This is a genomic window from Cytobacillus massiliigabonensis (assembly GCF_900199725.1).
Lineage (GTDB): Bacteria > Bacillota > Bacilli > Bacillales > Cytobacillaceae > Cytobacillus > Cytobacillus massiliigabonensis.
The window spans coordinates 1,513,959-1,539,416 of sequence record NZ_LT904904.1 but is presented as its reverse complement, the minus strand read 5'-3'; the positions used below and the strand labels follow the sequence as shown (position 1 = coordinate 1,539,416).

Annotated in this window: 24 protein-coding genes; 1 reads left to right on the top strand and 23 read right to left on the bottom strand. The window is 38.8% G+C overall.

What is annotated here, in order from left to right:
• Nucleotides 1–162: 162 nt before the first annotated feature.
• The 11 genes from C1726_RS18650 to rpsU form a co-directional block, all read right to left on the bottom strand.
• Nucleotides 163–546 (bottom strand): diacylglycerol kinase family protein, encoded by a 384-nt coding sequence (locus C1726_RS18650; RefSeq protein ID WP_102274524.1) that lies wholly within the window; start codon nt 544–546, stop codon nt 163–165.
• Nucleotides 524–994 carry an rRNA maturation RNase YbeY gene (gene ybeY, locus C1726_RS18645; protein ID WP_102274523.1) on the bottom strand — a complete coding sequence of 157 codons (471 nt, stop codon included), beginning with the start codon at nt 992–994 and terminating at the stop codon, nt 524–526. The genes C1726_RS18650 and ybeY overlap by 23 nt, the downstream gene beginning before the upstream one ends.
• Entirely contained in the window at nt 991–3,180 is a 2,190-nt protein-coding gene (locus tag C1726_RS18640; RefSeq protein WP_102274522.1) for an HD family phosphohydrolase, read from the bottom strand. The genes ybeY and C1726_RS18640 overlap by 4 nt, the downstream gene beginning before the upstream one ends.
• A gap of 164 nt (nt 3,181–3,344) precedes the next feature.
• Nucleotides 3,345–4,307: a PhoH family protein gene (locus C1726_RS18635; RefSeq protein WP_102274521.1), complete on the bottom strand. Its 963-nt coding sequence runs from the start codon at nt 4,305–4,307 to the stop codon at nt 3,345–3,347.
• A complete protein-coding gene (gene yqfD, locus C1726_RS18630) occupies nt 4,304–5,497 on the bottom strand; it encodes a sporulation protein YqfD (RefSeq protein WP_102274520.1) in 1,194 nt (397 codons plus the stop codon). Before yqfD ends, C1726_RS18635 begins: the two co-directional genes overlap by 4 nt.
• Before the next feature lie 99 nt (nt 5,498–5,596).
• Nucleotides 5,597–5,881, bottom strand: a complete 285-nt coding sequence (gene yqfC, locus C1726_RS18625) for a sporulation protein YqfC (RefSeq protein WP_053477060.1) — start codon at nt 5,879–5,881, stop codon at nt 5,597–5,599.
• 78 nt (nt 5,882–5,959) lie between these two features.
• Nucleotides 5,960–6,457 carry a hypothetical protein gene (locus C1726_RS18620; protein ID WP_102274519.1) on the bottom strand — a complete coding sequence of 166 codons (498 nt, stop codon included), beginning with the start codon at nt 6,455–6,457 and terminating at the stop codon, nt 5,960–5,962.
• A 38-nt stretch (nt 6,458–6,495) separates the two neighbouring features.
• Nucleotides 6,496–7,497: a flotillin-like protein FloA gene (gene floA, locus C1726_RS18615; RefSeq protein ID WP_102274518.1), complete on the bottom strand. Its 1,002-nt coding sequence runs from the start codon at nt 7,495–7,497 to the stop codon at nt 6,496–6,498.
• Nucleotides 7,498–7,519: 22 nt separating this feature from the next.
• Nucleotides 7,520–8,845: an NfeD family protein gene (locus C1726_RS18610; RefSeq protein ID WP_102274517.1), complete on the bottom strand. Its 1,326-nt coding sequence runs from the start codon at nt 8,843–8,845 to the stop codon at nt 7,520–7,522.
• 146 nt (nt 8,846–8,991) lie between these two features.
• The gene (locus C1726_RS18605; protein ID WP_102274516.1) at nt 8,992–9,435 is read right to left on the bottom strand and encodes a GatB/YqeY domain-containing protein; all 444 of its coding nucleotides are present in this window, start codon (nt 9,433–9,435) and stop codon (nt 8,992–8,994) included.
• 16 nt (nt 9,436–9,451) lie between these two features.
• Nucleotides 9,452–9,625 carry a 30S ribosomal protein S21 gene (rpsU, locus tag C1726_RS18600; RefSeq protein WP_009333009.1) on the bottom strand — a complete coding sequence of 58 codons (174 nt, stop codon included), beginning with the start codon at nt 9,623–9,625 and terminating at the stop codon, nt 9,452–9,454.
• Nucleotides 9,626–9,857: 232 nt separating this feature from the next.
• Between rpsU and C1726_RS18595 the strand changes: the two genes are divergently transcribed.
• Complete coding sequence (locus C1726_RS18595) at nt 9,858–10,778, top strand: Na/Pi symporter (RefSeq protein ID WP_102274515.1); 921 nt, start codon at nt 9,858–9,860, stop codon at nt 10,776–10,778.
• A gap of 43 nt (nt 10,779–10,821) precedes the next feature.
• Here C1726_RS18595 and deoC read toward each other — a convergent pair whose 3' ends face one another.
• The 12 genes from deoC to spoIIP form a co-directional block, all read right to left on the bottom strand.
• Complete coding sequence (gene deoC, locus C1726_RS18590) at nt 10,822–11,493, bottom strand: deoxyribose-phosphate aldolase (RefSeq protein ID WP_102274514.1); 672 nt, start codon at nt 11,491–11,493, stop codon at nt 10,822–10,824.
• 403 nt (nt 11,494–11,896) lie between these two features.
• Entirely contained in the window at nt 11,897–13,249 is a 1,353-nt protein-coding gene (mtaB, locus tag C1726_RS18585) for a tRNA (N(6)-L-threonylcarbamoyladenosine(37)-C(2))-methylthiotransferase MtaB (RefSeq protein WP_102274513.1), read from the bottom strand.
• A gap of 9 nt (nt 13,250–13,258) precedes the next feature.
• Nucleotides 13,259–14,008: a 16S rRNA (uracil(1498)-N(3))-methyltransferase gene (locus tag C1726_RS18580; protein WP_102275853.1), complete on the bottom strand. Its 750-nt coding sequence runs from the start codon at nt 14,006–14,008 to the stop codon at nt 13,259–13,261.
• A gap of 83 nt (nt 14,009–14,091) precedes the next feature.
• Complete coding sequence (prmA, locus tag C1726_RS18575) at nt 14,092–15,030, bottom strand: 50S ribosomal protein L11 methyltransferase (RefSeq protein WP_102274512.1); 939 nt, start codon at nt 15,028–15,030, stop codon at nt 14,092–14,094.
• Nucleotides 15,031–15,051: 21 nt separating this feature from the next.
• Complete coding sequence (gene dnaJ, locus C1726_RS18570) at nt 15,052–16,173, bottom strand: molecular chaperone DnaJ (protein WP_102274511.1); 1,122 nt, start codon at nt 16,171–16,173, stop codon at nt 15,052–15,054.
• 378 nt (nt 16,174–16,551) lie between these two features.
• Nucleotides 16,552–18,384, bottom strand: a complete 1,833-nt coding sequence (gene dnaK, locus C1726_RS18565; protein WP_102274510.1) for a molecular chaperone DnaK — start codon at nt 18,382–18,384, stop codon at nt 16,552–16,554.
• Nucleotides 18,385–18,410: 26 nt separating this feature from the next.
• The gene (gene grpE / locus C1726_RS18560) at nt 18,411–19,016 is read right to left on the bottom strand and encodes a nucleotide exchange factor GrpE (protein ID WP_102274509.1); all 606 of its coding nucleotides are present in this window, start codon (nt 19,014–19,016) and stop codon (nt 18,411–18,413) included.
• A gap of 116 nt (nt 19,017–19,132) precedes the next feature.
• Nucleotides 19,133–20,164 carry a heat-inducible transcriptional repressor HrcA gene (gene hrcA / locus C1726_RS18555; RefSeq protein ID WP_102274508.1) on the bottom strand — a complete coding sequence of 344 codons (1,032 nt, stop codon included), beginning with the start codon at nt 20,162–20,164 and terminating at the stop codon, nt 19,133–19,135.
• 174 nt (nt 20,165–20,338) lie between these two features.
• Nucleotides 20,339–21,472, bottom strand: coding sequence for a radical SAM family heme chaperone HemW (hemW, locus tag C1726_RS18550; RefSeq protein ID WP_102274507.1), 1,134 nt, complete (start codon nt 21,470–21,472; stop codon nt 20,339–20,341).
• A gap of 218 nt (nt 21,473–21,690) precedes the next feature.
• The gene (gene lepA / locus C1726_RS18545; protein ID WP_102274506.1) at nt 21,691–23,526 is read right to left on the bottom strand and encodes a translation elongation factor 4; all 1,836 of its coding nucleotides are present in this window, start codon (nt 23,524–23,526) and stop codon (nt 21,691–21,693) included.
• A gap of 227 nt (nt 23,527–23,753) precedes the next feature.
• Complete coding sequence (locus C1726_RS18540) at nt 23,754–24,098, bottom strand: YqxA family protein (RefSeq protein WP_102274505.1); 345 nt, start codon at nt 24,096–24,098, stop codon at nt 23,754–23,756.
• Nucleotides 24,099–24,119: 21 nt separating this feature from the next.
• A complete protein-coding gene (gene spoIIP, locus C1726_RS18535; RefSeq protein WP_102274504.1) occupies nt 24,120–25,319 on the bottom strand; it encodes a stage II sporulation protein P in 1,200 nt (399 codons plus the stop codon).
• Nucleotides 25,320–25,458 lie beyond the last annotated feature (139 nt).

The following is a 25,458-nucleotide window of genomic DNA, read 5'->3' as shown; positions in this document are numbered from 1 at the left end:
TTGTAGCAAAAACGTAATATTAAAAATTGAATTTTCCAAAAATGATAGTGTAATAAATATATCTATTGCTTTGTCATTTTATCGAATTTATTGTCCCTTTTCAAATCCTTAGGCAAAGAGAACTTAGAAAAAGAAAAACTGTCCCGAAAAGGACAGCTTTCTTTATGTAACAACCATCAATATCTTTGGTAAAAATATGATTAGCCCTATGATAACTGACAAAATTGCATATAGGAGGACTGCACCCGCGGCAATATCCTTTGCATCCTTTGCTAAAGGATGATATTCGTCTGTTACAAGATCAATTGCACGTTCAATCGCAGTATTGATCATTTCAAGGGAAAGCATGCCGCCAATAGCCAAAAAGATGAATAGCCACTCAAGCTTAGATAATGAAAGCCAAAGACCAGTCAAAATCACAATTAGCGAAATGCCTAGATGGATTTTCATATTTCTTTCATTCATAATCACCGAACGGATCCCAGTGAATGCAAAGCCAAACGACTGAATGAGGCGATGCTTCTTAGCGCTGGAGCCCGAACTCATCTAAGATTACCTTTTGACGAGAAAACATTACTTTCTCATCTTCCATTGTTTCATGATCATAGCCAAGAAGATGAAGGAATCCATGGACAGCTAAGAAGCCTAATTCACGCGTAAATGTATGCCCGTATTCATTGGCTTGCTCTCTTGCTCTTGAAACGGAAATAACGATGTCGCCTAAAACCCGGGGCATATCAAGACCGATTAGCTCTATTTCACCCTCACCCATTTCCTCCATAGCAAAAGAAATAACATCTGTTACAGAATCCTTATTGCGATATTCTTTGTTTATTTCTTTTATTTTTTCATTGCTAACGAATGTAATTGATACTTCGCTTTCAGCTTCAACCTTTTCAAAGGCAGCTGCAAAGTTGAGCAGTTCCTCGATAAAAGCTGTTTCCTCCTCTGAAAGCTCATTTGTTTCATCTATTAAGTCAATATTTAAACTCATGCTTGTTTCACCTTCTGTTTTGTCATTTCAGGATACTCGATACGTGAGTGGAAGATTCCATTTAAGGTCTCACAAAGAGCGTTTGCTACCGTCTCAAGCTCCTTTAAAGTTAAATCACATTCATTTAATTGCCCATCCTGTAGACGATCAGCAATAATTTTTCTAACTAGCCCTTCTATTTGTTCGGGAGTGGGGTGGGTCATCGATCGTACAGCTGCCTCTACACTATCGGCAATTCCGATAACAGCTGTCTCCTTTGTCTGCGCTTTCGGACCTGGATAGCGATAATCTTCCTCTCTAACCTCTAGGCCATTTTGATTGGCTTTATGATAAAAGAATTTTAGTAAAGTTGTCCCATGATGCTGTTCAGCTATATCGATAATTTCTTTAGGCATCTTATGCTTTCTTAACATTTCAGCACCATCTATCGCATGAGCAATAATAATATTCTTACTCGTTTGCGGAGGGAGTCTATCATGCGGATTCTCAATATTCATTTGATTTTCAATAAAGAACTGCGGCCGTTTGGTCTTCCCGATATCATGATAATAACAGCCGACTCTTGCAAGAAGTCCATTGGCACCAATAGCTTCACAAGCAGATTCAGATAAATTAGCGACCATTACACTATGATGATACGTTCCAGGCGCCTCTGTTAAAATCTTGCGCAGCAGCGGATGATTGGGACTTGATAATTCAATTAGTCTCATTGTTGAAAGGATACCAAATCCAGCTTCAAAAAATGGCAGAAGACCAATGGTCAGGACGGCAGATGTAATCCCAGAAATTAAGCCAAGAACAACATAAAATCCGTATTCAATCCCCTCATATTGCCCATTCCTTAAGAGCATCAGCGAAAAAATGACAATAATATTTACACCTGCTACAAATGTTCCTGCCTGAAGAATTTTTGAACGTTGATTTTGTTTCGTTAAAAACAATATTCCAGCAACTCCACTGCAGATAATATAGATGCCAGCAGACACATGGAAGGTACCTGTAATCCCTTCATTAAAAATGATGCTGCCGCAAATCCCCATAATAATCGTAAATAGGACAGCCATCCGTTCATCAATAAGAATCTTTATTAACATAGCCCCCATGGCCGCCGGAAAGATATAGCTAATTTCAGAATACTTAAATTCATGGAAAAAGCTAATGCCTTTCATAAGTAAAATTGATAAAGCAAAAATAATGCTAAATAGCAAAAGATAACTTTGCTTAATCTCCGATTGTACTTTTAGCTCATAAAAATAATAGTAGAGAGCAGAAAGGATGACAAGGATAATCAATGCGAGACCTATAAATGGCTGATTAGAATTTACGCTATCTAGCATCCCAATTAGCTCCAATTGCCGATAAACATCACTGCTAATTAATTGTTGTTCCTCAACAATAATTTGTCCTTGAAGAATCTTTACCGGCTCCACACTTTCTATTGCTTGCTGGCGATGCTCCTCCGTTGCATTCGGGTCATAAAATTCATTTTGGTATACCGCATAACGGCCCAGCTCAATAGCAGCTGCTTTTAAATTCGTATTCAAGCTTGTAAATCGCAATTCCTCTTCAAGCCTTTTTTTCGCGTTTTCAACTTCATCAGCTGGAATTCGATTGCTCATTACATTATTGATTGCTGTCACTGTAACATCTTTTGCTAAAGAAAGCTCTGATCTTGAAGCCTGTACTAATGCAAGCAATGTTTGATCTGAAATATCCTTTGTTACATCTTCAGTCAATTTTTCCTTCATGCGAGATAATTTTTCACTAGGTTCCGGCTCGACAAAAGTTGTTTGATCCTCTTCTTCCTCTGACTGCTGTGAAAGCTTTTCCTTCGCTTCCATTTCTTCTTTAATGGCATCATTTACTTCTGTCGCTGTACCGAAGATGGAGGTAATCAAATCTACCCGGTTTTGTGCAATTTCCCTTTTAACTACATAAACATCCTTTACCAGGTCTGCTGCATCCTTTTTCTTTTTCTCCGTACTTGCCTTATCTTCAATTGTGATAGGAGATCGAATGGTCTGTTCAGCAACTGAAAATAAACTTAGGTCAAGTTTTTCCGGTTTTACGTTGCTGAACATCGAAAAATACATCACAAATCCAAGCATAACAAATAATAAGACTTTAAAAAAAGTCATCTCTAATAAGCCTTTAATTTTCGTCATATACCGCTGAAGCTTTTCCACTATTTCACCCTCCTATCTTTCGACTTTGATCATCACTATTTAAGAAGATAGAAATGTAATTATGTAAAATGATAACAGTTTTTTAGTAAAGATGCATCTTTATTAAAAAATTATGTAGATAGTTGCTTAAAAGCAAAAGAAAACCGTACGGAATTTCCGACGGCTTAGTTTTCTTGCTTTCCGTATGCTTGAATAATTTTTGCAACGAGCGGATGGCGAACAACATCACTTTCTTCTAAATGAATGAAGGAAATCCCTTTTACATCACGCAAGATTTCCTCTCCAACAATTAATCCGGATTTTGCCCCTTTTGGCAAATCAACCTGAGTTCTATCTCCAGTAATAACCATTTTCGAACCAAAGCCAAGGCGTGTAAGGAACATCTTCATCTGGGCATGGGTTGTATTTTGTGCTTCATCTAAAATGACAAAGGCATCATCAAGTGTTCTTCCCCTCATATAAGCTAGCGGAGCAATTTCAATTGTCCCTCTTTCAATCATTCTTTCCGTATGCTCGTTGCCTAAGATATCATGAAGGGCATCATATAGAGGTCTTAAATATGGATCGACCTTTTCCTTTAAATCACCTGGTAAAAAACCGAGGCTTTCACCTGCTTCCACAGCTGGCCGAGTAAGAATAATTCGTTTGACATGACCATTTTTCAAAGCACTCACTGCCATGACAACGGCTAGATACGTTTTTCCAGTTCCGGCCGGACCTATTCCAAAAACAAGATCGTTCGTCCGTATGGCCCGAATATAATCACTTTGACCAATTGTCTTTACTCTAATTATTTTCCCCTTGGAATTTCTTGTAATTTCTTCATCATATAAATCACTAAAATAATCCAAGGTTCCCTTTTTTGCCATTTGGAGAGCATACATTACATCCCTCTGGTTAATATTAATCCCTTTTCTAATTACCATCAGAAGCTCGGCTAATACCTTACCCGCTGTTTCTGCTTGTTCCATATCCCCCGAAATGTATACCGATTCGCCTCTTGTTATTATAGAAACATTTAATTCTTGTTCAACCATTTTTATATTTGCATCCGAATTTCCTAACAGCGAAATCGCTTCATTCGGATTTTCTAGTTGTACATTGATTGTTTTCAGCTCTTCTGTCATTCTGTCTCTCCTTGAATTAAAGGTTTTGCTTCTGCAATATTCTCAATAATTTGGAAATGTATTGATATACTTACTTTACCATCGTCTACAGACTTGTGTAAAACCTTTTCCCCTTTAATTTTAGCATTTTCAGTTAAGAGACTTTTTATATCATGGCGAGCTCTTATTTTTGCAGCATCAAATGCTTCATCATTGGAGTATATTCTTACCTCTTGTTCTTTTTCCCTTATTGTTGTGTTTAAATAGGAAATCGGAAGTTCCCATTTTAGAAAATGAAATTTTTTTGTATTCGTCTCGGTTTCAAATTCCTTATATTCATTCTTTCCAAAACCCCAGATTGGTATTTGCCATTTTCCAATTCCGATAAAATGCTTCTGCTTTTCATTGCCATTTAAGACATGGAAGGTACTCTTGAGCGGCTGAGTTACCTTCGTTATATACCAGGTTTCTGCATAAATTTCTCCCTTTGCTGGGACGGTTTCCGTCTGTCCCTCTTTGCCAATTACTCCGGAAACAAGCAGCTGCCCCGGCTTCACATGATCATGAACACTTACTCTTGGCTGCCCTTCTTCAATAAACATGTCGACAATTACGCCTTTCTTTTTAGCAACTAAATTTCTTGGACTTAATAGTTCAGGTTTTTCCGGTTCATTTTTTTCAACAACTTGCAGATGATAGGTTGTCCCTTTTAATTCCACACCAACCCATGTGATCGCTCCGATGTTATCTGTAAGTCTGCGCTGAATATCTTCAACATTTTCAAGAAAAAACTGTACCTTCCCTTTCTTTACACCCATCTCGTCCAATTCCTTGCGAATTTTATGTTCGGTTTCCGGATTTGCCCCCTTAATTTCAATTCCCCATACCATATTAGATAAAATAAAAATAACAGCTAGAAATGCAAAAGCTCCAACAATGAACCCGCTATTTTTCAAAAGCCGTTTAAATAAAAAAGGCATGCCTGTCCGCCTTAAAAATTTTATTTTACAATTGCTTTCTTTCACAGCCCTTCTTATTTTTTTCACATCATTAAGTTTTATTTTAAAGGTTACCGTTTCACTTCCATGCCTTTTTACATTCCAAATAAGGATGCCACTTCTCGTTAATGTATTTATTAGCCGTTCTATTCCCTTTCCTCTTGTTTCAACGGTAATAATGCCGCCAAAAAATTCAGTCCATAGATTCTTCATTTCCTTCCCCCTTAACGACATGCGACTTATATTTGCTAAAACCCACTTGAAGAAGTGCAGACTTCCTAAAAGTGGGCATCCTCGCATTCCTTCCTTACCCTATTCACTTATATAAGTGACCTGATCAATTTTTCCCTCTAGCAATATTTCTTCAGGCAATATGGTCTTTATAACAAATGATTTTCCCTTAATAAGCAGCTGTCCCTGTTTAAGAAGAAGTCTTAGCTCTTTATCTGAAAATGCAATAAGACCACGGTGGTTCTCTATATATATATGAATTTGTCCGATCATTGTAATCCGGGGTAAATCCATCATGACATCTTGAGGAAGCTCCATATTTGTTGTCATCCATTTCCTGATGAATTGTCCCCACTTTTTTGCCATAAAAAAGAACCCCCCTTCATCTCATATGTATGAATAGAAGGGGGGTTCTAGCACTTATTTTTCTTTTCGTTTGCTCGCTTATCTTTTTTGTCTTATTGACTTGTGCGGATTGAGCGCCCTAGGCGGACCTAAAATCTCTGCCCATACAACACCCTCAGCAAGCTTTTGTTTTTCAATAGTGAATGCGGGTTTCTCTTCTTTTTTAGAAATGAAATCCGATCGCCTTGATCTCCTTACAGAAACTGTCTGAAAGGATTGTGTCTTATTTTCCAGTGTTCTTTTCGTATCTTTTAAAGCATGCAATGTTTCTTCCGCCTGCTTTTTTCTTTCTGCGTATTCTTTTTCAATATTATTAATGACTTTCTTTGGAATTGGAATTGCAGGCAAAGCATCGTTCTTTTTTGCTTCTCGTCTTGGGCTGCTATTCGAATGATTTACATCCTTTTGAGGCTGTATAGGCTGCCGCTGCTGCCGGCCTTTTTGCTTTCCTTGGTTTCCTGTTGCTTTATTAAATATTGAGGTGATTATACCTATCACAATGAATAGAAGCCATGGATTTTCAAATATGAATTCCATAAGGGAAACCCTCCCTTCTGCTGAAAGAAGAACAGGAATTAATCATTTTTCCGTCCATCTTTATTTTCATCTGTTATTCTGCCAATGGAGTCTCTCATATCTGTATCAGCAGAAATATTTTTATAATTCATATAATCCATGACACCGATATTGCCAGATCGGAGTGCTTCAGACATAGCAAGAGGTACTTGTGATTCTGCTTCGACAACTTTTGCTCTCATTTCTTCTACGCGCGCCTTCATTTCCTGCTCTTGGGCAACAGCCATTGCACGGCGCTCTTCTGCTTTCGCTTGGGCAATCTTTTTATCTGCTTCGGCTTGTTCTGTTTGTAATTCTGCACCGATGTTTTTACCGATATCAACATCCGCAATATCAATGGATAGGATTTCAAAGGCAGTGCCTGCATCCAAGCCTTTTGCAAGGACTGTCTGAGAAATCATGTCAGGGTTTTCAAGTACTTTTTTATGATTTTCAGAGGAACCAATTGTCGATACAATTCCTTCACCTACTCGAGCTACAATTGTTTCTTCACCCGCACCACCGACAAGGCGGTCGATATTTGCTCTTACTGTAATTCTTGCTTTCGCCTTTACTTCAATCCCATCCATGGCTACACCGGCAATAAATGGCGTTTCAATTACATTTGGATTAACACTCATTTGTACAGCTTCTAATACATCTCGGCCAGCTAAATCGATAGCAGCACTGCGTTCAAATTGCAATTCAATATTTGCACGGTGTGCAGCAATTAGCGCGTTAACGACTCGATCTACATTACCTCCTGCCAGATAGTGGCTTTCTAATTGGTTCGTTGACACATCCAAACCAGCTTTATGTGCCTTAATCAACGGATTGATTACTCGGCTTGGAATAACCCGGCGAAGACGCATTCCTATTAATGTGAAAATACTTACTCTTACCCCGGCTGCTAATGCGGAGATCCACAGCATGACTGGGACAAAAGTGAATAAAACGCCCAAAAGAATGATTGCAACGACAACAATGATCAATGTTAAAATAGAAATCGCATCAAATGGCATTTTCATACCTCCTAAAAATTTTTTATTTATCTATTTTTTGTATCTCTCTAACCACAATTCGTGAGCCTTCAGCCTTCACCACTCGTACTCTTGCATCTTTTAAAATAAATGCACCCTCACTAACAGCATCAATCCGCTCATCCTCAATAACAATCGTTCCCGATGGCCTTAATGCTGTTAAGGCATAGCCTTCCAAACCAATAAGCTCAAGTCTGTTTTTATTGGATACATATCCTTGTTCCGTTTTAGTGGAATCGGTTAAGATTAGCTTCTTAAATATTTTCATTTTTTTACCAAACACCTTTATCATTAATATAGATGCTAGAATAGAAACACTAATTGCGATTAATATCGATATTCCCATATGAACGATATTATCCGATGCTAAGAATAAGCTTCCAAGTATAGCAGCTAAACCAAGTATCCCCGCAATTCCACCGGGGAGGAAAAACTCTGCGATTATCAGTCCAATCCCAATGATAAACAGAATAATCGTCTCATATCCTGCTAGACCCGCCACTAAGTGTCCATAGAAGAAAAGCAATAATGCAGATAATCCCATAAAACCGGGAACGCCAAATCCCGGTGAATATAATTCCAGGACAAGCCCTAAGCTGCCAATTGATAGTAGAATAGGAATAATGACAGGGTGTGTAATAAATCGTGCAATCTTTTCAGCAAAGCTCTCCTCTAATGTCCGAATATCCGCACCTGAATATTCAAGTTTTTCCAATAAATCTTTAAGATTATTCACTTTCCCATTTGAATAGCCAACTTTATACGCATCCTCACTTCCAAGCGTCAGCAGCTTCCCTTTTGGTGCGTCATATTCAGGTAAATGAATCGATTCATCGGCCATCGCACGAGCATAAATCGGTTTTTTATTTGTTTGTTTTGCCGCCTCTTCCATTGCTGCAAACCAATACGATTCAGCTTTCTTGCCAGCAGTATTTCCTTTTCCGTCAATAATGGCAGCCGATCCCATTGTAGAACCAGGAACCATATAAATTTCATCTGTATTTAATGAAATATATGCACCTGCCGAAAGAGCCTGTTTATTAATAAACGCAATGGTTTTTACTTTCGTCGACGTTAAAAGCTTTCCGATTTTTCCCGCAGCGTCAACAGCCCCTCCAGGTGTATCTACTTCAAATATAATGGCAGAAGCATTTTCTTCCTCAGCGGTTTGAACAGCTCTGTTTAAAAAGGCATACATCCCTTTTTCGACTGTTTCTGTTATCGGTACAACATAGATTACTTCGTTCTTGGCATCCCCTTTAAATGGTGCCAGCGTTAAAATGAATGCAAAAATAAAGGCAAAAATAGTTATACTTCTTCTTAATCTCAAACCTTCCCCCTCCCATCAAAAGATTCTTTCTATTGTATACGTACTCACTTATGTAAAGGTTTCATTTTAAATGGTCTTATACATTTTATTGCCCAAGTTAAAAAGACCGAAAAGCAGATGCTCTCGGTCTTTTAGACTAATTTTTTTTATGAAAGGTGTTGTTGTACAAGTTTATTTACAATTGCTCCATCTGCTTTACCTTTTACTTTCGGCATGATGGCAGCCATTACTTTACCCATATCAGCTTTTGATTTTGCACCCGTTTCAGCAACCGTTTCTTGTACGATTTTTGAAACCTCATCTTCAGACAGCTGCACAGGCATATATATTTCGACGAACTGAAGTTCAGTACGAATTTTTTCAACAAGATCTTCACGACCTGCTTTTTCAAATTCATGGAGGGAATCCTTGCGTTGCTTTACTTCGCGAGAAAGGACAGTAAGCTCCTGTTCTTCGGTTAAGTCTGATCCAAGCTTGATTGATTCATTTTGAATCGAAGCTTTGATCATTCGAATAACGGTTAGCTTATCTTTTTCTTTATTCCTCATCGCTTGTTTCATATCCTCATTTAGACGCTCGAGAAGACTCAATTACATACACCCTCTCTTACCACTTACGTTTTCTTGCAGCCTCAGACTTTTTCTTACGTTTAATACTAGGTTTTTCGTAGAATTCGCGCTTTCTAGCTTCTTGCAAAGTACCAGTTTTAGAAACTGAACGTTTGAAGCGACGAAGAGCATCTTCAAGCGATTCGTTTTTACGAACGACGGTTTTAGACATTCTCTTTCCCTCCCTCCGAGCACAACACACTAACACAACATGGTTTTCCATGTACTTTGCAATTATAATATAATAGCATGCCTGAGGTCAACTGTATTTGGCCTGTATCGGACTTGTTTTTACCTTGGAAATATTGAGATATCAGAAGATAATAGCCAAGGTTAACTAAATTTACTTAAATGGCATGTCCTCATCCATCTAGCCATAGATATATATCTAGGGGGGTGGATACTTGGTCAAGCTATTATTTTTTGTACTTTTAATCGGTTTATTCATATATGGGATGACGTTATTAAGGTCTGGTCTCATGAACCTTTCAGCAGAATCACTAAAAAAATGGCTCATTAAATTAACGAATGCTCCCTGGAAAGGTGTAATCATCGGCACTCTCATTACGGCGGTTTTACAAAGCAGCTCAGCTGTAATGATTATTACGATTGGATTTGTTTCAGCACGACTGCTTTCTTTTCCACAATCAATCGGAATTATATTAGGAACAAATATTGGTACTACGTTTACAACCGAATTAATTACTTTTGATATTGAGGCATATTTAATTCCATTGGCAATCGCGGGAAGCATTCTTATTCTAATGAAGAAGAAAAGTCTTCGCAGCTTTGGTTTTGTTTTATTAGGCATATCCTGCGTGTTTGCCGCCATGAGAGGGTTTGAGTATTTTGCTGGTACGCTGAAAAATGTGGAGCGGATAAATCAACTGCTTCTTGTCTTAGATGAAAGCCATCTATACGGTATTTTGGCTGGTATACTTATTACAGCAATTATCCAATCCAGCACCGCAACAACCGGAATCATTATGGGATTTCTAACAGCAGGAACAATGGATTTGGACACTGGAATTGCGATTATGCTTGGGTCAAATATCGGTACTTGTGTAGATGCTTTTCTCGCTTCAATCGGTTCAGGGAGGGAGGCAAAACTTGCTGCGTATGCACATATATGGCTAAACGTTATAGGGGTAATTATTTTCTATCCGTTTATTTATTTGTTAACTGACATCGGACTCCAGCTTGCAGGGCAAGCGGATGTTCAGCTTGCTCATATAAGTGTTATTTTTAATGTGGTTACCTCATTGCTCGTTCTGCCATTTGCCTCTCAATTTGGGCGATTCATTATAAAAATTCATGATAAATAAAATACAAGAAAAAAGAAATGCCGGAAATCCGGCATTCCTTTTTTTAGTAGTCAGAATCACTTGTTAATCCGTTTACGATGGCTGCACCTGAGCTTGCCCCAATTCTTGTAGCACCAGCTTTGATCATTTCTTGCGCATCTTCTGCACTTCTAACGCCACCTGATGCTTTTACACCAATTGTTGGTCCAACTGTTTTTCTCATAAGAGCAATATCTTCTGCAGTTGCTCCCCCTGTTGAAAAACCAGTAGATGTTTTTACAAAGTCAGCACCTGCTTTTACAGATAATTCACATGCTCTTACCTTTTCTTCTTCAGTAAGCAGGCAAGTTTCAATAATTACTTTTGTAAGAGCCTTTCCCCTAGCTGCATCTACAACCGAACGGATGTCTCTTTCCACTAACTCATTGTCTCCGCCCTTCAAAGCACCAATATTGATAACCATATCTACTTCAGTAGCCCCATTGTCAATCGCATTTTTTGTTTCAAATGCTTTTGTTTCAGGTGTTGAAGCACCTAATGGGAAACCAATAACTGTACAAACCTTTACTTCTGTTCCATTTAATAGTTCAGCTGATCGCTTTACCCAAGCAGGGTTAACACATACGGAAGCAAAATTGTATTCTTTTGCTTCTGCGCAAAGTTTTTCTATTTGTTCTTTTGTTGCATCCGCTTTCAATAATGTATGATCGATCATTTTTGCGACATTAGTTGTCATTGATAAAACTCCCTTCAAATAAACGAGTTGTCCGTACCTCTCACATCATATCATGCCTGCATAAAAATATCGAGTTGAATCTCGTATTTTTATCTTTACACTGATAGCTTTTCCAAATTTACTATTCCCATGAAAATAGACAAAAGGAACTACCTTTATGAGGTAATTCCTTTTTTACCAATTAGGACATAGTTAGCAGAAGTTGATTTCCGCTCCAGGATACTCGCTTTCCGCGGGGTGGGCGCTGTGCCTCCTCGACGCTAAAGCGTCTGCGGGGTCTCAGCTGTCCCACACTTCCCGCAGGAGTCTCGCATCCCTCCGCTCCAATCAACAAAGCTTTTCGTAAACAGTGTTCATCTACAAATGATTCAAAAACAACTTTTAAAATAGAGCCGCCATCAATTTAAACAGCTGCTTCTTCCTGTTCTTCCAGCTGGTCTAGTACACGTACAAATTCTCCTTCGTTGTATGGGTAGCCCGCTTTTGTAATTTTTACTTTAACAATTTGACCTACCATTTCCTCCGTAGCTGGGAAGACAACTTTTAGATAATTATCTGTATAGCCTATATATAGACCTGTGTTCGGTTCATCTTTAAATTCTTCCTCAGGAATAACTTCTAGTACTTCCCCTTCAAATTGAGAAGCGTATTCCTTCGCAAGCTGATCAGATAAAGAAATGAGACGATGAACTCGTTCATTTTTTACATCCTCATCCACTTGGTCTTCCATTCTTGCTGCTGGTGTACCTGTGCGTTTAGAATATGGGAAAACATGCAGCTCGGAGAATTTATGCTCTTTAATAAAATTGTATGTTTCCATAAATTCCTCTTCTGTTTCCCCTGGGAAACCGACAATCACGTCAGAGGTTACAGCCAAGCCTGGGAGCACTTCCTTTAATCTCTCCAAACGTTCGCCAAAAAATTCCATTGTGTATTTACGGCGCATTCTTTTTAATACCGTATTAGAACCTGATTGAATAGGGATATGAAGATGTCTAACAATTAAGTTTGATTCTTTTATTACTTCAATCACTTCATCTGTAATTTGACTTGCCTCAATCGAAGAAATACGAATTCGCTTTAATCCCTTTACTTGTGCTTCCATATCACGAAGCAGCATAGCAAGATTATAATCCTTCATGTCTTCTCCGTATCCGCCAGTATGAATACCTGTTAGAACGATTTCTTTATACCCTGCATCAACTAACTGCTGGGCTTGACGGATAACCTCTTTCGGATCTCTAGATCTCATTAGCCCGCGCGCCCATGGAATAATACAGAATGTACAGAAATTGTTGCATCCCTCCTGAATTTTTAGAGATGCACGTGTACGGTCAGTAAATGCCGGAACATCAAGCTCTTCATAAACACGGTTTTTCATAATATTTCCAACACCGTTAATTGGCTGACGTTCTTCTTTATATTGTTTAATATAATCAAGCATCTTCACCCGGTCTTGCGTTCCAACTACTATATCCACTCCAGGGATAGCCATAATTTCTGCTGGCGAGGTTTGAGCATAGCATCCTGTTACACAAATAACAGCATCAGGATTTTTTCTAATGGCTCTGCGAATCACCTGACGGCTTTTTTTATCCCCCGTATTTGTTACAGTACAAGTATTGATGATATAAACATCTGACATCGATTCGAAATCAACCCGTTCATAGCCTTCTTCTTTAAAAAGCTGCCAAATCGCTTCTGTCTCGTAATGGTTTACTTTACAACCTAATGTATGAAATGCAACTGTAGCCATAATCTATATTCACTCCATTAATTCAAAATGATAGGAAACAGCTGAAAGCACATATAGTGGAGCTGTTTCTGTCCTTAAAATTCTTGGACCTAATCCGCATGAACGAAACCCATTTTCTCTTAATCTAAAAACTTCTTGCTCTGTTAGTCCACCTTCAGGTCCGAAAACAAAGAGTAATGTTTGTCCTTTTTTCATCTCAGCCAACGTTTTGGAAAGGACCGAAGCCTCCCCTTGCTTCGCCTCTTCCTCAAAAGCAATTAATTTATAGTCAAAGTCCTCACCGATATTTATTAAGGATTTTAAATCTAAAGGACTTTTCACCACAGGTAGCTTTGTTCGATGAGATTGTTCGGCTGCTTCTTTCGCAATTTTTTGCCAGCGATCCAACTTTTTTTCTGCCTTTTTCTCATCCCATTTTACTACTGAGCGCGCTGAAATAAAAGGGATAAACTGATAAGCGCCAAGCTCTGTCCCTTTTTGGATAATCCATTCGAGCTTATCCCCTTTAGGCAGTCCGCTCACAATTGATACTTCGATAGGGAGTTCTGATGTCCCACTTACCCATTGTACAACTTCTGTGATTACATGTTCATCGGTAATTTCTGCAATTGAACAGACAGCGCTTTTATTTGAGGGGGTGACACAAATAATCTGATCCCCTTCCTTCATCCTCATCACTCGAACAATATGATGATAATCATCACCTAAAATGGTAAAACGGTTATTATCAGCAATTTGATCGACAAAATAACGCTGCATAGTGACACCTTCCTTCATGTGAATACGCACTTTAAAAATAACGCATAAAAAGGAGGACAATTTCAAGTCCCCCTTTTTCTATATTACTTTCTTCTTCCGATGATTGCCACCCAGTCTTCCATTTGCAGCGTTTCAACAATTTCAAAACCAGCTTCAATCATTGAATCCTTTACTTCTTGTTTTTTCGGTTGAATAATTCCAGAAGCAATGAAATAACCGCCTTGTTTAACAACTGTAGAGACATCACCAGTAAACCGGAGAATGACCTCGGCCAAAATATTGGCTACGACAATATCAGCTCCTGGCTCTACTCCATCGAGCAAATTATTTTGCTTTACATCTACATTATGATGCACTTTATTCAATTCGATATTAAGCCTTGCTGAGTTTACAGCCACTTCATCAAGATCAAGCGCAGTTACTTTATCAGCACCAAGCATCGCTGCTGCAATACTTAATACACCTGAACCTGTACCAACATCGATTACCTTATCACCTGGAGAAGCCGTTCTCTCTAATGCTTGGATACACATGACTGTTGTTGGATGTGTTCCGGTTCCAAACGCCATGCCAGGATCAAGTTCAATAATCAGCTCATCACTTGATACTGGTGTATATTCCTCCCAGGTTGGAACAATGGTAAATCGTTCTGAAATTTTCACAGGATGGTAATATTTCTTCCACGCTGTTGCCCACTCTTCTTCGTTAACTTCACTGATGCTAACATCATTTTTCCCAATATCAATATTATATAAAACGAGATTATTAATCGCTTCTTTTATTTCATCCACATTTTCAGCAAGAAAACTATTTTCAGGCAAATAGGCTTTCACGATTACCCCTTCTTCAGGATAGTCATCTGGATTAAGCTGGTAGATTTCGCCGAACTGGTCTCTTCTCTCTTTAATAAGCTCGAATGGATCCTCTATCACAACACCGCTTGCTCCGGCCTCATGTAAAATATTCGAAATCGGCTCCACTGCCTCATTTGTTGTATGAATACTGATTTCTGACCATTTCACTACTACCAACTCCATTTCCCTTTATTCACCCTTAAATGCTCGTTTCACCTTTGCAAAGAAACTTTCTTCATGCTCCCCCTGCGGAACCTGGCCGCTAACCTCCGCAAAATCATGAAGCAGCTGCTTTTGTTTTTCTGTCAGCTTCGTAGGCGTAATGACACGGACAACAATATGCTGATCTCCCTTGCCATAGCCTCTTACATTTTGAATTCCTTTGTCCTTTAAACGGAACTTAGTACCTGTTTGAGTTCCTGCTGGCACCTTTAGCTTCACCTTGCCGTAAAGAGTAGGGACTTCCACCTCATCCCCTAAAGCAGCTTGAACAAATGTTATTGGCATTTCGCAGTAAACATCATCGCCATCACGCTCAAAAAATTCATGCGAACGAACATGGAACACAACATATAAATCCCCTGATGGTCCGCCATTTACACCTGGTTCACCTTGTCCAGACACCCGCAGCTGCTGGCCATCGTCAATTCCAGCTGGAATTTTGACCTGAATCTTTTTGCGTTTTTTCACTTTGCCCGCCCCGCCACATGTCGAGCACTTATGTTTAATTTGTTTCCCTGTTCCATTACAGTGATGACACACGCGGCGATTGACAATTTTGCCAAATGGTGTGTTTTGTTCTACATTTAGCTGACCTGAGCCATGACAGTGTCCACATGTTTCCGGTTTAGTGCCTTCCTTTGCTCCTGATCCGTTACATGTTTCACATGTTTCTTCACGAGGAATCTCAATTTCTGTCTCTTTCCCAAACACAGCATCCTCAAAAGAAAGGGTCATTGTATATTGCAGGTCAGCCCCTTGCCGCGGTGCATTAGGGTCACGACGTCTAGAACCGCCTCCGCCAAAAAACGAACTGAAAATATCTTCAAATCCGCCGAAGCCTTCAAATCCGCCTCCGCCAAAGCCTTGGTTCGGATCTGTATGACCAAATTGATCGTAATGTGCCTTTTTCTGATCATCACTTAGTACTTCATAGGCTTCTTTTACTTCTTTGAATTTTACGTCTGCATCCGGTTCTTTATTAATATCCGGATGATACTTTTTGGATAGCTTCCGATAAGCTTTTTTAATTTCATCCTTGGATGCGCTTTTGCTGACACCAAGGACTTCATAGTAATCCCTTTTGTCCATGAGATTTACACTCCCCGAATCATTTCACATAAAAATTATTTTATCACTGTCTAACTTGATTGTGCAACAAAAGAAGTATGTCGTCTGTCTTCTACATAAGAGCATAGTAGAAAAATCTCTAGCAATGCGTTGATAAATGAGAAAAGTCAAAGCCAAGATACCCTGACTTTGACTTAGAAAAGCGGAAGCGCCTTCGGAACAAGCAAAAGCGGCTTGTTCCTGCGAGGAAAACTCTTAGAAGTTTTCCTTAGTGCCCAAGGGCGACAAGCATAAGACAAGCCGGCGAGAAGGTTGTACTTTAACCTTCTTGCCGGATTGGCTTAGACCAAAGAGCCCCTAGGCGCTGTAGCTGGACAGCATCCTAAAAAACTTTATTACTTATTTATCGTCGTTAACCTCTTCAAATTCTGCGTCAACTACATTGTCGTCATTGCTTTTTCCTGCTTGGCCTTCTGCTCCTTGTGCAGCCTGAGCCTGCTGTGCAGCTTGTTCATATAGCTTCATTGTCAATGCTTGAACAATTTCTTGTAAAGCATCTTTCTTCGCTTTGATTTCTTCTAAATCGTTCTTTTCAATCGCAGCTTTTAAAGCATCTTTCGCTTCGTTTGCTTTCGCAACCTCTGCTTCGTCAACTTTTCCTTCAAGATCCTTTAATGTCTTTTCAGTCGTGAATACAAGCTGATCTGCTTCATTGCGAAGCTCAACTTCTTCCTTACGCTTCTTATCAGCTTCCGCATTTTCTTCTGCTTCTCTTACCATTTTATCAATTTCTTCATCAGATAAACCAGTTGAAGATTTGATTGTAATAGTTTGCTCCTTGTTTGTTCCAAGATCTTTTGCACGAACATTTACAATTCCGTTTTTATCGATATCAAAAGAAACCTCAATTTGCGGAATACCGCGTGGTGCTGGAGGAATATCACCAAGCTGGAAGCGACCTAAAGTCTTGTTGTCTGCAGCCATTGGACGTTCGCCTTGCAGTACATGAATATCAACAGCTGATTGGTTATCTGCAGCAGTTGAGAAAACTTGTGATTTTGATGTTGGAATGGTTGTATTACGATCGATTAGTTTCGTGAAAACCCCACCCATTGTTTCAATCCCAAGTGATAGTGGTGTTACGTCCAGAAGAACAACATCTTTCACATCGCCAGTGATAACCCCGCCTTGAATAGCCGCACCCATTGCAACTACTTCATCAGGGTTAACCCCTTTATGAGGCTCTTTTCCTGTTGCCTTTTTGATCGCTTCCTGTACAGCCGGAATACGAGTAGATCCACCAACAAGAATCACTCGATCAATTTCAGATGCAGATAAGCCAGCATCGCTTAAAGCCTGACGAGTTGGTCCCATTGTACGCTCTACAAGATGGGAAGATAGCTCATCAAATTTTGCTCTTGATAAAGATACTTCAAGGTGTAAAGGTCCAGCTTCCCCAGCTGTAATAAATGGCAAGGAAATTTGAGTAGTTGTCACTCCAGAAAGATCCTTTTTCGCCTTTTCAGCAGCATCTTTCAATCTTTGTACAGCCATTTTGTCCTTTGAAAGATCGATGCCGTTTTCTTTTTTAAATTGTTCAACTAAGTAATCAATGATTACTTGGTCAAAGTCATCTCCACCAAGACGATTATCACCTGCAGTAGATTTAACTTCAAACACACCATCCCCTAATTCAAGAATGGAAACGTCAAAAGTTCCGCCGCCTAGGTCATAAACTAGAATCGTTTGGTCTTCATCTGTTTTATCCATACCATATGCCAATGCAGCAGCAGTTGGTTCATTAATGATACGTTCTACTTCAAGTCCTGCAATTTTACCTGCATCTTTTGTTGCCTGACGTTCAGCATCATTGAAGTAAGCTGGGACAGTAATAACTGCTTTTTCCACTTTTTCGCCTAAATATTCTTCAGCGTATGATTTTAAGTATTGAAGAATGATGGCAGAAACTTCTTGTGGTGAATACTCTTTTCCTTCAACTTCTACCTTGTAGTCTGTTCCCATGTGACGTTTAACAGACATAATTGTATTTGGGTTTGTAATTGATTGACGTTTAGCAACTTCCCCAACTTGACGCTCGCCATTTTTAAACGCTACAACTGAAGGAGTTGTGCGATTGCCTTCTGGGTTAGGAATTACTTTTGCTTCTCCGCCTTCTAAAACAGAGACACATGAGTTTGTTGTACCTAAATCAATACCAATGATTTTGCTCATATTAGTTACCTCCTGCGAATATGTAATTACTGATTTACTTTTACCATGCTTGGACGAATGACTCTGTCCTTAAGGATATATCCTTTTTGAAACTCTTCTACAACATGATTAGAATCGAAGCCTTCTTCTTCCACTTGCATAACCGCTTGGTGGACATGCGGATCAAATTCTTTCCCAACAGCTTCAATTGGTTCAGCACCTTCATTTTTTAAAGCTTCAAGTAAACTGCGGTAAACCATTTCCATTCCTTGCAAAATAGATTTAGCCTGTTCCCCATCAGCTTCCATTTGAAGAGCTCTCTCAAAATTGTCTATTGCTGGCAATAGATTAGTGATTAAACTTTGTGCTCTATATTTTTCAGACGCTTCAAGATCCAAACGTGCACGGCGTCTGCTATTTTCAAAATCAGCCTGAAGACGATAATAACGATTCTCAGCCTCTTCTAGCTTTGCTTCCAATTCTGCCGTTTTTTCTTGCGCTTCCTTCAACTGATTCTCAATTGAAATTTCTTCATTGACTTCAGGTGAAACAGTTTCTGTTTCAACAGCTTCAGCAGCAGTATCTTCATTCGTTTCAACCGCTTCTGTTTCTACTGTTTCCTCTTCATTTAAGATATTTTTTTCCTCTGCCAACTTGTTCACCTCCCCTAAAGTATTTACAGGTTAATTATCATGCTATTTTTCAGCCGCCAAAAAACGCAAGCAAAGGATGGAAAAACAATTCCCACCCATTGCTGCTATTTCAGTGGTTAATTGCCTAGATACAGCTTTGTCAGAACAGCTGTTAAATCACGGCTTATATAGTCAAGCAAACTGATTACCCTTGAATATTCCATTCTTGTAGGTCCCAATATAGAAATGGATCCGAGCTGTTCTGTTCCAATTGAGTAGGTCGCAGTGATTAAACTGCAATTTTCCATTGCCGTATTGTTATTCTCACGACCAATTTTTATATTAATGCCAGACTGATTTTTGCGAATGAGTTCATATATACTGTCTTCTTGTTCAATCATTGTCATAAGGCTTTTAATCTTATCGAAATCATGAAATTCTGGCTGACTTAACATATTGGTTTTCCCGCCAAAAAAAAGTTTCTCATGAGACGGGATAAGCAGTGTATCAGCAATAGAATGCAGAATGAAATCATAATTATTTATATGCTGCCTTAACAGCAAGGCAACTTCTTTATAAATTTTATCAGTTAAACTTTCAATGGAGGAGCCTGCTAAACGGTCATTTAAAATATTTGCTAATTTCTCAAGCTCGCCTAAATCCATTGTTTCTGGCAATTGGAACATCCGATTCTGAACATGACCTGAGTCAGTCACAATAATCGCTACTGCCGTCTGTTTATTAATAGGGACGATTTGTATTTTTTTTAATTTATTATCCCTAACAGCAGGTCCTAACGCAATGGCTGTGTAATTCGTTATTTCTGAAAGGATTCTTGCTGAATTTTGGACGATTTTCTCCAGCTCGTAAATCCTCTCTGCAAAGATCGATTTCACTTTATAAACATCTTGCTGATCAAGCTTTTGCGGTGACAGCAAATGGTCTACATAGTATCGATATCCCTTGTCAGATGGAATTCTTCCAGAAGATGTGTGTGTCTTTTCGATAAAGCCAAGCTCTTCTAAATCAGACATTTCATTGCGTATCGTCGCAGAACTGAAAGAAATCTCTTCTTTTTTCGACAAGCTTCTAGATCCAACCGGCTGTGCAGATTGAATAAAGTCATCAATAATAACCTGAAGTATCAATAATTGCCTATCGGTCAACACGGTTATCACCTCTGTTAGCACTCTTTAATAGCGAGTGCTAATTCTAATAATAAATTATCAAATGACAGGGTCTGTGTCAATTCATTTACCTAGATTTTCGCATTTATTGTGCCATCTTCATATAAAGCTCCTTTTGTAAGCTGTTGAAGTATTTTGTCGAATCAATTCAGCTGATTATTTTAAAAATGATTGAAAAACCTCGTTTCCTAAGAAGCGTCCGTTTTTCGTTAAGCAAATTTGCTCATCAGTCACCTGAATCAAATCTCTCGAGGTAAGGGTTTTTAATTCTTTTTCAAATAATGATAGAGGGTTTTCAGCAAATTTCTTTTTAAAATGAGAAATGGAAACCCCTGCTGTTTTCCGCAGTCCAAGGAACATCTCCTCTTCCATCTGCTCCACTTTTGTTACCGGGTGTTTTTCGAGAATAGGCAACTTGGATTCATTTACTGCATCCATATATTTTTTTAATGGACCATGATTTGAAATTCGGCTGCCAGCGACATAGCTATGTGCACCAGCACCAAATCCGTAGTACCACTCATTATTCCAATACGTTAAATTATGCTTGCTTTCGTAACCAGGTTTTGAGAAATTACTGATTTCGTATTGATCGAACCCATGCTTGCCCATTTCTTCCATTAACACTTCATACATTTCTGCTTCAATATCCTCGCCAGGCGATGGAAGCTGACCTTTACGCATTAAATTATAAAAAACAGTCTTTGGTTCAATAATTAAGGAATAGCCAGAGTAGTGCTGGATATCTAGACTAAAAGACGTCTTTAAAGTGTCTTTAAAATCTTCTAGAGTTTGACCAGGCAAACTATAAATAAGGTCAACGCTTATATTTTCAAAACCTGTTTTTTTTGCTAAATCTATCGATTGGAAAACATCTTTGGCACGATGAACTCTTCCAATCCGCTTTAATAGCTCTTCATTAAAAGTCTGAACGCCAAAGCTAATTCTATTCACTCCTGCCTGATATAAAATCCGCAGTTTTTCCTCGGAAAGATCCCCAGGGTTTGCCTCAAAAGTGAATTCTGTTTCATCGCTATATGGAAGATGGGTCTTAATGATATGGCAAAGCTTTTCGAGCTGAAGTTCATTCAATGCCGTTGGCGTGCCTCCACCGATAAAGATTGTTTCCAAATGTTCTGTTGGAGTTTCATTTAGCGTCATCTCGATTTCTATTGATAATGAATCAAGATATTCATCGACAGGCTGTCCTTTTAGAAATACTTTATTAAAATCACAATAGTGGCAAATATGCTCACAAAATGGAATATGAATGTATGCTGCTTTGATCATTTTTTCACAACCTTTAATAGAATAACTTGTAGAATCAAGAGTGCAGTCGTTGTCAAAATGTAAATGCCGGTCACCTTCTTTTCACTGCGCTGGTTATTACTTCGTACATAAAGGCTTGCTCAAACAATGTAACCGACAATATATTTTCCAAATAAAAAAGAGGCTGTTTTGCTTTATTAAAAAAGCATAACCAACCTCCCTTTACAATGCAAAGATCTTTACTTCTTTGTACCGCTGTCGTCCATTTTTAGGACTGCCATGAATGCTTCTTGCGGAACTTCAACAGATCCAACTTGCTTCATCCGTTTTTTCCCTTCTTTTTGCTTTTCTAAAAGCTTTCTTTTCCGGGAAATGTCACCGCCGTAACATTTAGCTAGAACGTTTTTGCGCATCGCTTTAATGGTTGAACGGGCAACAATTTTCTGACCAATCGCTGCTTGAATGGGAACCTCAAATTGCTGACGAGGAATCAGATCCTTAAGCTTATCAACAATCACTTTTCCGCGCTCATAAGCAAAGTCTTTATGAACGATAAAGCTAAGAGCATCAACCTTTTCCGCATTTAACAGAATATCCATTTTAACAAGCTTGGATGGCTTGTAGCCAATTAATTCATAGTCGAAAGAAGCGTATCCTTTTGTATTTGATTTCAGCTGATCAAAGAAATCATATACAATTTCAGATAGCGGAATTTCATAAATAATATTTACACGTGTTTCATCCATATATTGCATGTCAATAAATATTCCGCGCTTAGCCTGACAAAGTTCCATTATCGCACCAACATAGTCATTCGGCGCCATCATAGTTGCTTTTACATATGGCTCTTCCACGCGGTCAATCTTTTGCGGGTCAGGCATATTTGAAGGATTATCTACTTTCACCTGTGACCCATCTGTCATAATGACATCATAAATTACACTTGGCGCTGTCGTGATTAAATCAATTTTAAATTCACGTTCAATCCGCTCTTGAATAATTTCCATATGAAGCAATCCGAGGAATCCGCAGCGGAAACCAAAGCCCAATGCCTGTGATGTTTCTGGTTCAAATTGCAAAGCCGAATCGTTTAACTCCAGCTTTTCAAGCGCTTCACGCAAATCATTAAACTTTGCACTGTCAATTGGATAAAGTCCGCAGTATACCATTGGATTTAATTTACGATAACCAGGCAGCGCTTCTGTTGCACCATTTTTCGCGTTCGTAATGGTATCACCTACACGGGTATCGCCAACATTTTTGATGGAAGCAGTTAGGAAACCTACATCCCCAACGGTTAATTCATCTTGTACCTGTGCCTTTGGAGAAAATACTCCAACTTCAACAACTTCAAATTCTTTCCCTGTAGCCATCATTCTTATTTTGTCTCCGGCTTTAACTGTTCCTTCAACTACACGGATATAAGCAACTACTCCTCGATAGGCATCAAAGAGGGAATCAAATATGAGCGCTTTTAATGGCGCGTCAGGATCACCTGTTGGAGCAGGCACTTTTTCTACCACTTGTTCTAATATTTCTTCGATTCCTATACCTGCTTTCGCAGAAGCAAGAACCGCTTCAGAAGCATCAAGTCCGATTACTTCTTCAATTTCATTTCTTACTCGTTCCGGATCCGCACTTGGAAGATCTATTTTATTAATTATGGGGAGAATTTCCAAATCATTATCAAGCGCTAAATAAACATTAGCAAGCGTCTGTGCTTCAATTCCTTGTGCAGCGTCAACAACCAAGATTGCCCCTTCGCAGGCTGCTAAACTGCGGGAAACCTCATAAGTAAAGTCGACATGTCCAGGTGTATCAATCAAATGGAAAATATAAGTTTCTCCATCTTTTGCTTTATATTTTAATTGAACGGAATTTAATTTAATCGTAATTCCGCGTTCTCTCTCTAAATCCATTGAATCTAATAGCTGATCCTTCATTTCACGTGAAGTCAATGCATTCGTTTTTTCAAGAATACGGTCAGCTAAAGTTGATTTCCCATGATCAATATGAGCAATGATGGAAAAATTCCGTATTTTTGCTTGTCTCTTTAATCTCTCTTCTCTGTTCATTGGTTTTCTTTCACTCCTACTAAGAAAAGCACCAGGTTCATCTAGAAGCACCTGGAGCTAGACATCCGTCTAACTTCAAAAAAGCTATTCTTTTACATTTAATCGAACATGCACTATTTTTTGATTATAGCAGTACGTTTATGAAGATTCAATGCTAAACAGCATGAGAAGTTTTGAGGTGAGTGTGTTTTACAAAAAGAAAAACGGCTGCCCGAAAACACAGCCGATTACTTTCCATTTATTAGATTGGTTATTTGATGAATTGTTTTTTCCGTTGCCTCTGATATCCCCTCAGAAATCGACTTGCCTAAAGATGAAAAGAAATTGTAAGCTTTCATTTCCTCAAGTCTCTCTTTTTTTTGCTGCAAGTCATGGCTTGCAATATCATTCCCAAGAATGGAAGCCTGGAGCTCCCCTCCTTCGTTTTCATTTATGGCAAAGGGATCCTTGAAATTTGCATCTTCATAGCCTTTCATATTGTGGATGCCTTCATTCGCGAGCTGCATGCCAAATAACACCGCAATAAACATGAGTGAGATTAGGAAAAAGGCTTTCACCATAAACCACTTCATAATATAAATCACCTATCAATTTTATTTTTTATCTGTCTGTCCTTCTGCTTGTTGATTGACCTTTTCTGCCTGCCAGTAAAATTCGCTAAAGACATCTGCAAGAGCACCTGCTGATAAATAAAGTTCTTCAAATGTGTTGTCAACACCGCCGAATTCGATGAGCATGGCGTTTTCGGATAGATCTTGATTATATACGGCGTTACCACCGGTCTTTACAATGACAGCCCTGCTTAACCCCGGATATTTTTCATTAATCAGTTTATGCAATTTCTCTGCTAGCTGCAGGTTTTTTTCATAGTTGGCATGTTTCTTTCCTACGACAAATGCCAGTTTTGCATAATTTTTCCCGTTAATTGTAAGGGTTGTATCCTTTTTTCTATTCGCATCTCGATGGATATCAATTAAGTATTGCATGTCCTTATTTCCTGCCATCGCTTCCTTAACAATTGGTCTTGTTTCACGATAAGAGTATTCATAAGTTAAATCCTTTTCATTTAGTACTGTATTAATATCTGTTTTGTCTATTGAAGTACCAATCCCATAACTTTCAAGTTCTTCCTTCAACTTATCCCCAATTTTTGTCACATTCAGTTTTGAATGGTAAGCTCGATTGGGATCTGTTTCTCCTTTTAAATAAGGCAAATACGATTCACGATTATGTGAAAAATAAAGATGAACTACTTTTCTTTCTCCTGTTGTTAACCCGGAATCAGGAACTTGATTTCCTTCACCCAGCTGATCAATATTTTCTGTATTCTGCAAAGTCGCTTCTTGCTCAGCCCTCAGCACTTCCAGAGGAGGGGTAGACTCCATTGGCATATTTGTATAGTCGGTTCCCTCACTCGCTACGACAATTTTACTATCGTATAAAGAAAAAGAAGGCAGCTCTCTCCCTAATAAACTTCGCGGATCATCCAAATTAATATTTGTGGATAGCTTAAAAACAAAGTTCATTAAAGTCGGCTTGTTTTTTTCTTCTCCTAATCCGTGCAATAGGTGGTGATTCTCCCAGCCAAGCAAGTGATACAGCATTTCTCCTGTCACTTTATTCGTCGCCGTATTTACAGATGAAGAACTAATTCGAAATTCAGGCTTTAAGGATGTAAGCACACCACTAATTGAAAAGATTAATAATAAAAATAGGAGAAAGCCTCCACAGATCTTCAATAGGCTTGTCCCTTGTACAAACACAATAAACCCATTGGGTCTTAAAGGTTTCATCGTTCCACCTCTCTTTTTTTGCAAGTCTAGTAATTCATATGACTTTGCTAGAGAAGGTAGAACTCAAAACATTTTATTTGGTTATTTTTTCACATAATAAATCTTAAGTTTGAGTGGTACTTATACTCATTTGCCAGGG

Bases quoted from the DNA above. Each gene is read 5' to 3' on its own strand.
- C1726_RS18650 (WP_102274524.1), bottom strand. From the start codon at position 546: ATGAGTTCGGGCTCCAGCGCTAAGAAGCATCGCCTCATTCAGTCGTTT.
- ybeY (WP_102274523.1), bottom strand. From the start codon at position 994: ATGAGTTTAAATATTGACTTAATAGATGAAACAAATGAGCTTTCAGAG.
- C1726_RS18635 (WP_102274521.1), bottom strand. From the start codon at position 4,307: ATGACAGAAGAGCTGAAAACAATCAATGTACAACTAGAAAATCCGAAT.
- yqfD (WP_102274520.1), bottom strand. From the start codon at position 5,497: ATGAAGAATCTATGGACTGAATTTTTTGGCGGCATTATTACCGTTGAA.
- yqfC (WP_053477060.1), bottom strand. From the start codon at position 5,881: ATGGCAAAAAAGTGGGGACAATTCATCAGGAAATGGATGACAACAAAT.
- C1726_RS18620 (WP_102274519.1), bottom strand. From the start codon at position 6,457: ATGGAATTCATATTTGAAAATCCATGGCTTCTATTCATTGTGATAGGT.
- floA (WP_102274518.1), bottom strand. From the start codon at position 7,497: ATGCCATTTGATGCGATTTCTATTTTAACATTGATCATTGTTGTCGTT.
- rpsU (WP_009333009.1), bottom strand. From the start codon at position 9,625: ATGTCTAAAACCGTCGTTCGTAAAAACGAATCGCTTGAAGATGCTCTT.
- deoC (WP_102274514.1), bottom strand. From the start codon at position 11,493: ATGACAACTAATGTCGCAAAAATGATCGATCATACATTATTGAAAGCG.
- mtaB (WP_102274513.1), bottom strand. From the start codon at position 13,249: ATGGCTACAGTTGCATTTCATACATTAGGTTGTAAAGTAAACCATTAC.
- C1726_RS18580 (WP_102275853.1), bottom strand. From the start codon at position 14,008: ATGCAGCGTTATTTTGTCGATCAAATTGCTGATAATAACCGTTTTACC.
- dnaJ (WP_102274511.1), bottom strand. From the start codon at position 16,173: ATGGACAAAAGGGATTACTATGAAGTCCTTGGTGTCAGCAAAAGCGCA.
- dnaK (WP_102274510.1), bottom strand. From the start codon at position 18,384: ATGAGCAAAATCATTGGTATTGATTTAGGTACAACAAACTCATGTGTC.
- hemW (WP_102274507.1), bottom strand. From the start codon at position 21,472: ATGATCAAAGCAGCATACATTCATATTCCATTTTGTGAGCATATTTGC.
- lepA (WP_102274506.1), bottom strand. From the start codon at position 23,526: ATGAACAGAGAAGAGAGATTAAAGAGACAAGCAAAAATACGGAATTTT.
- C1726_RS18540 (WP_102274505.1), bottom strand. From the start codon at position 24,098: ATGAAGTGGTTTATGGTGAAAGCCTTTTTCCTAATCTCACTCATGTTT.
- spoIIP (WP_102274504.1), bottom strand. From the start codon at position 25,319: ATGAAACCTTTAAGACCCAATGGGTTTATTGTGTTTGTACAAGGGACA.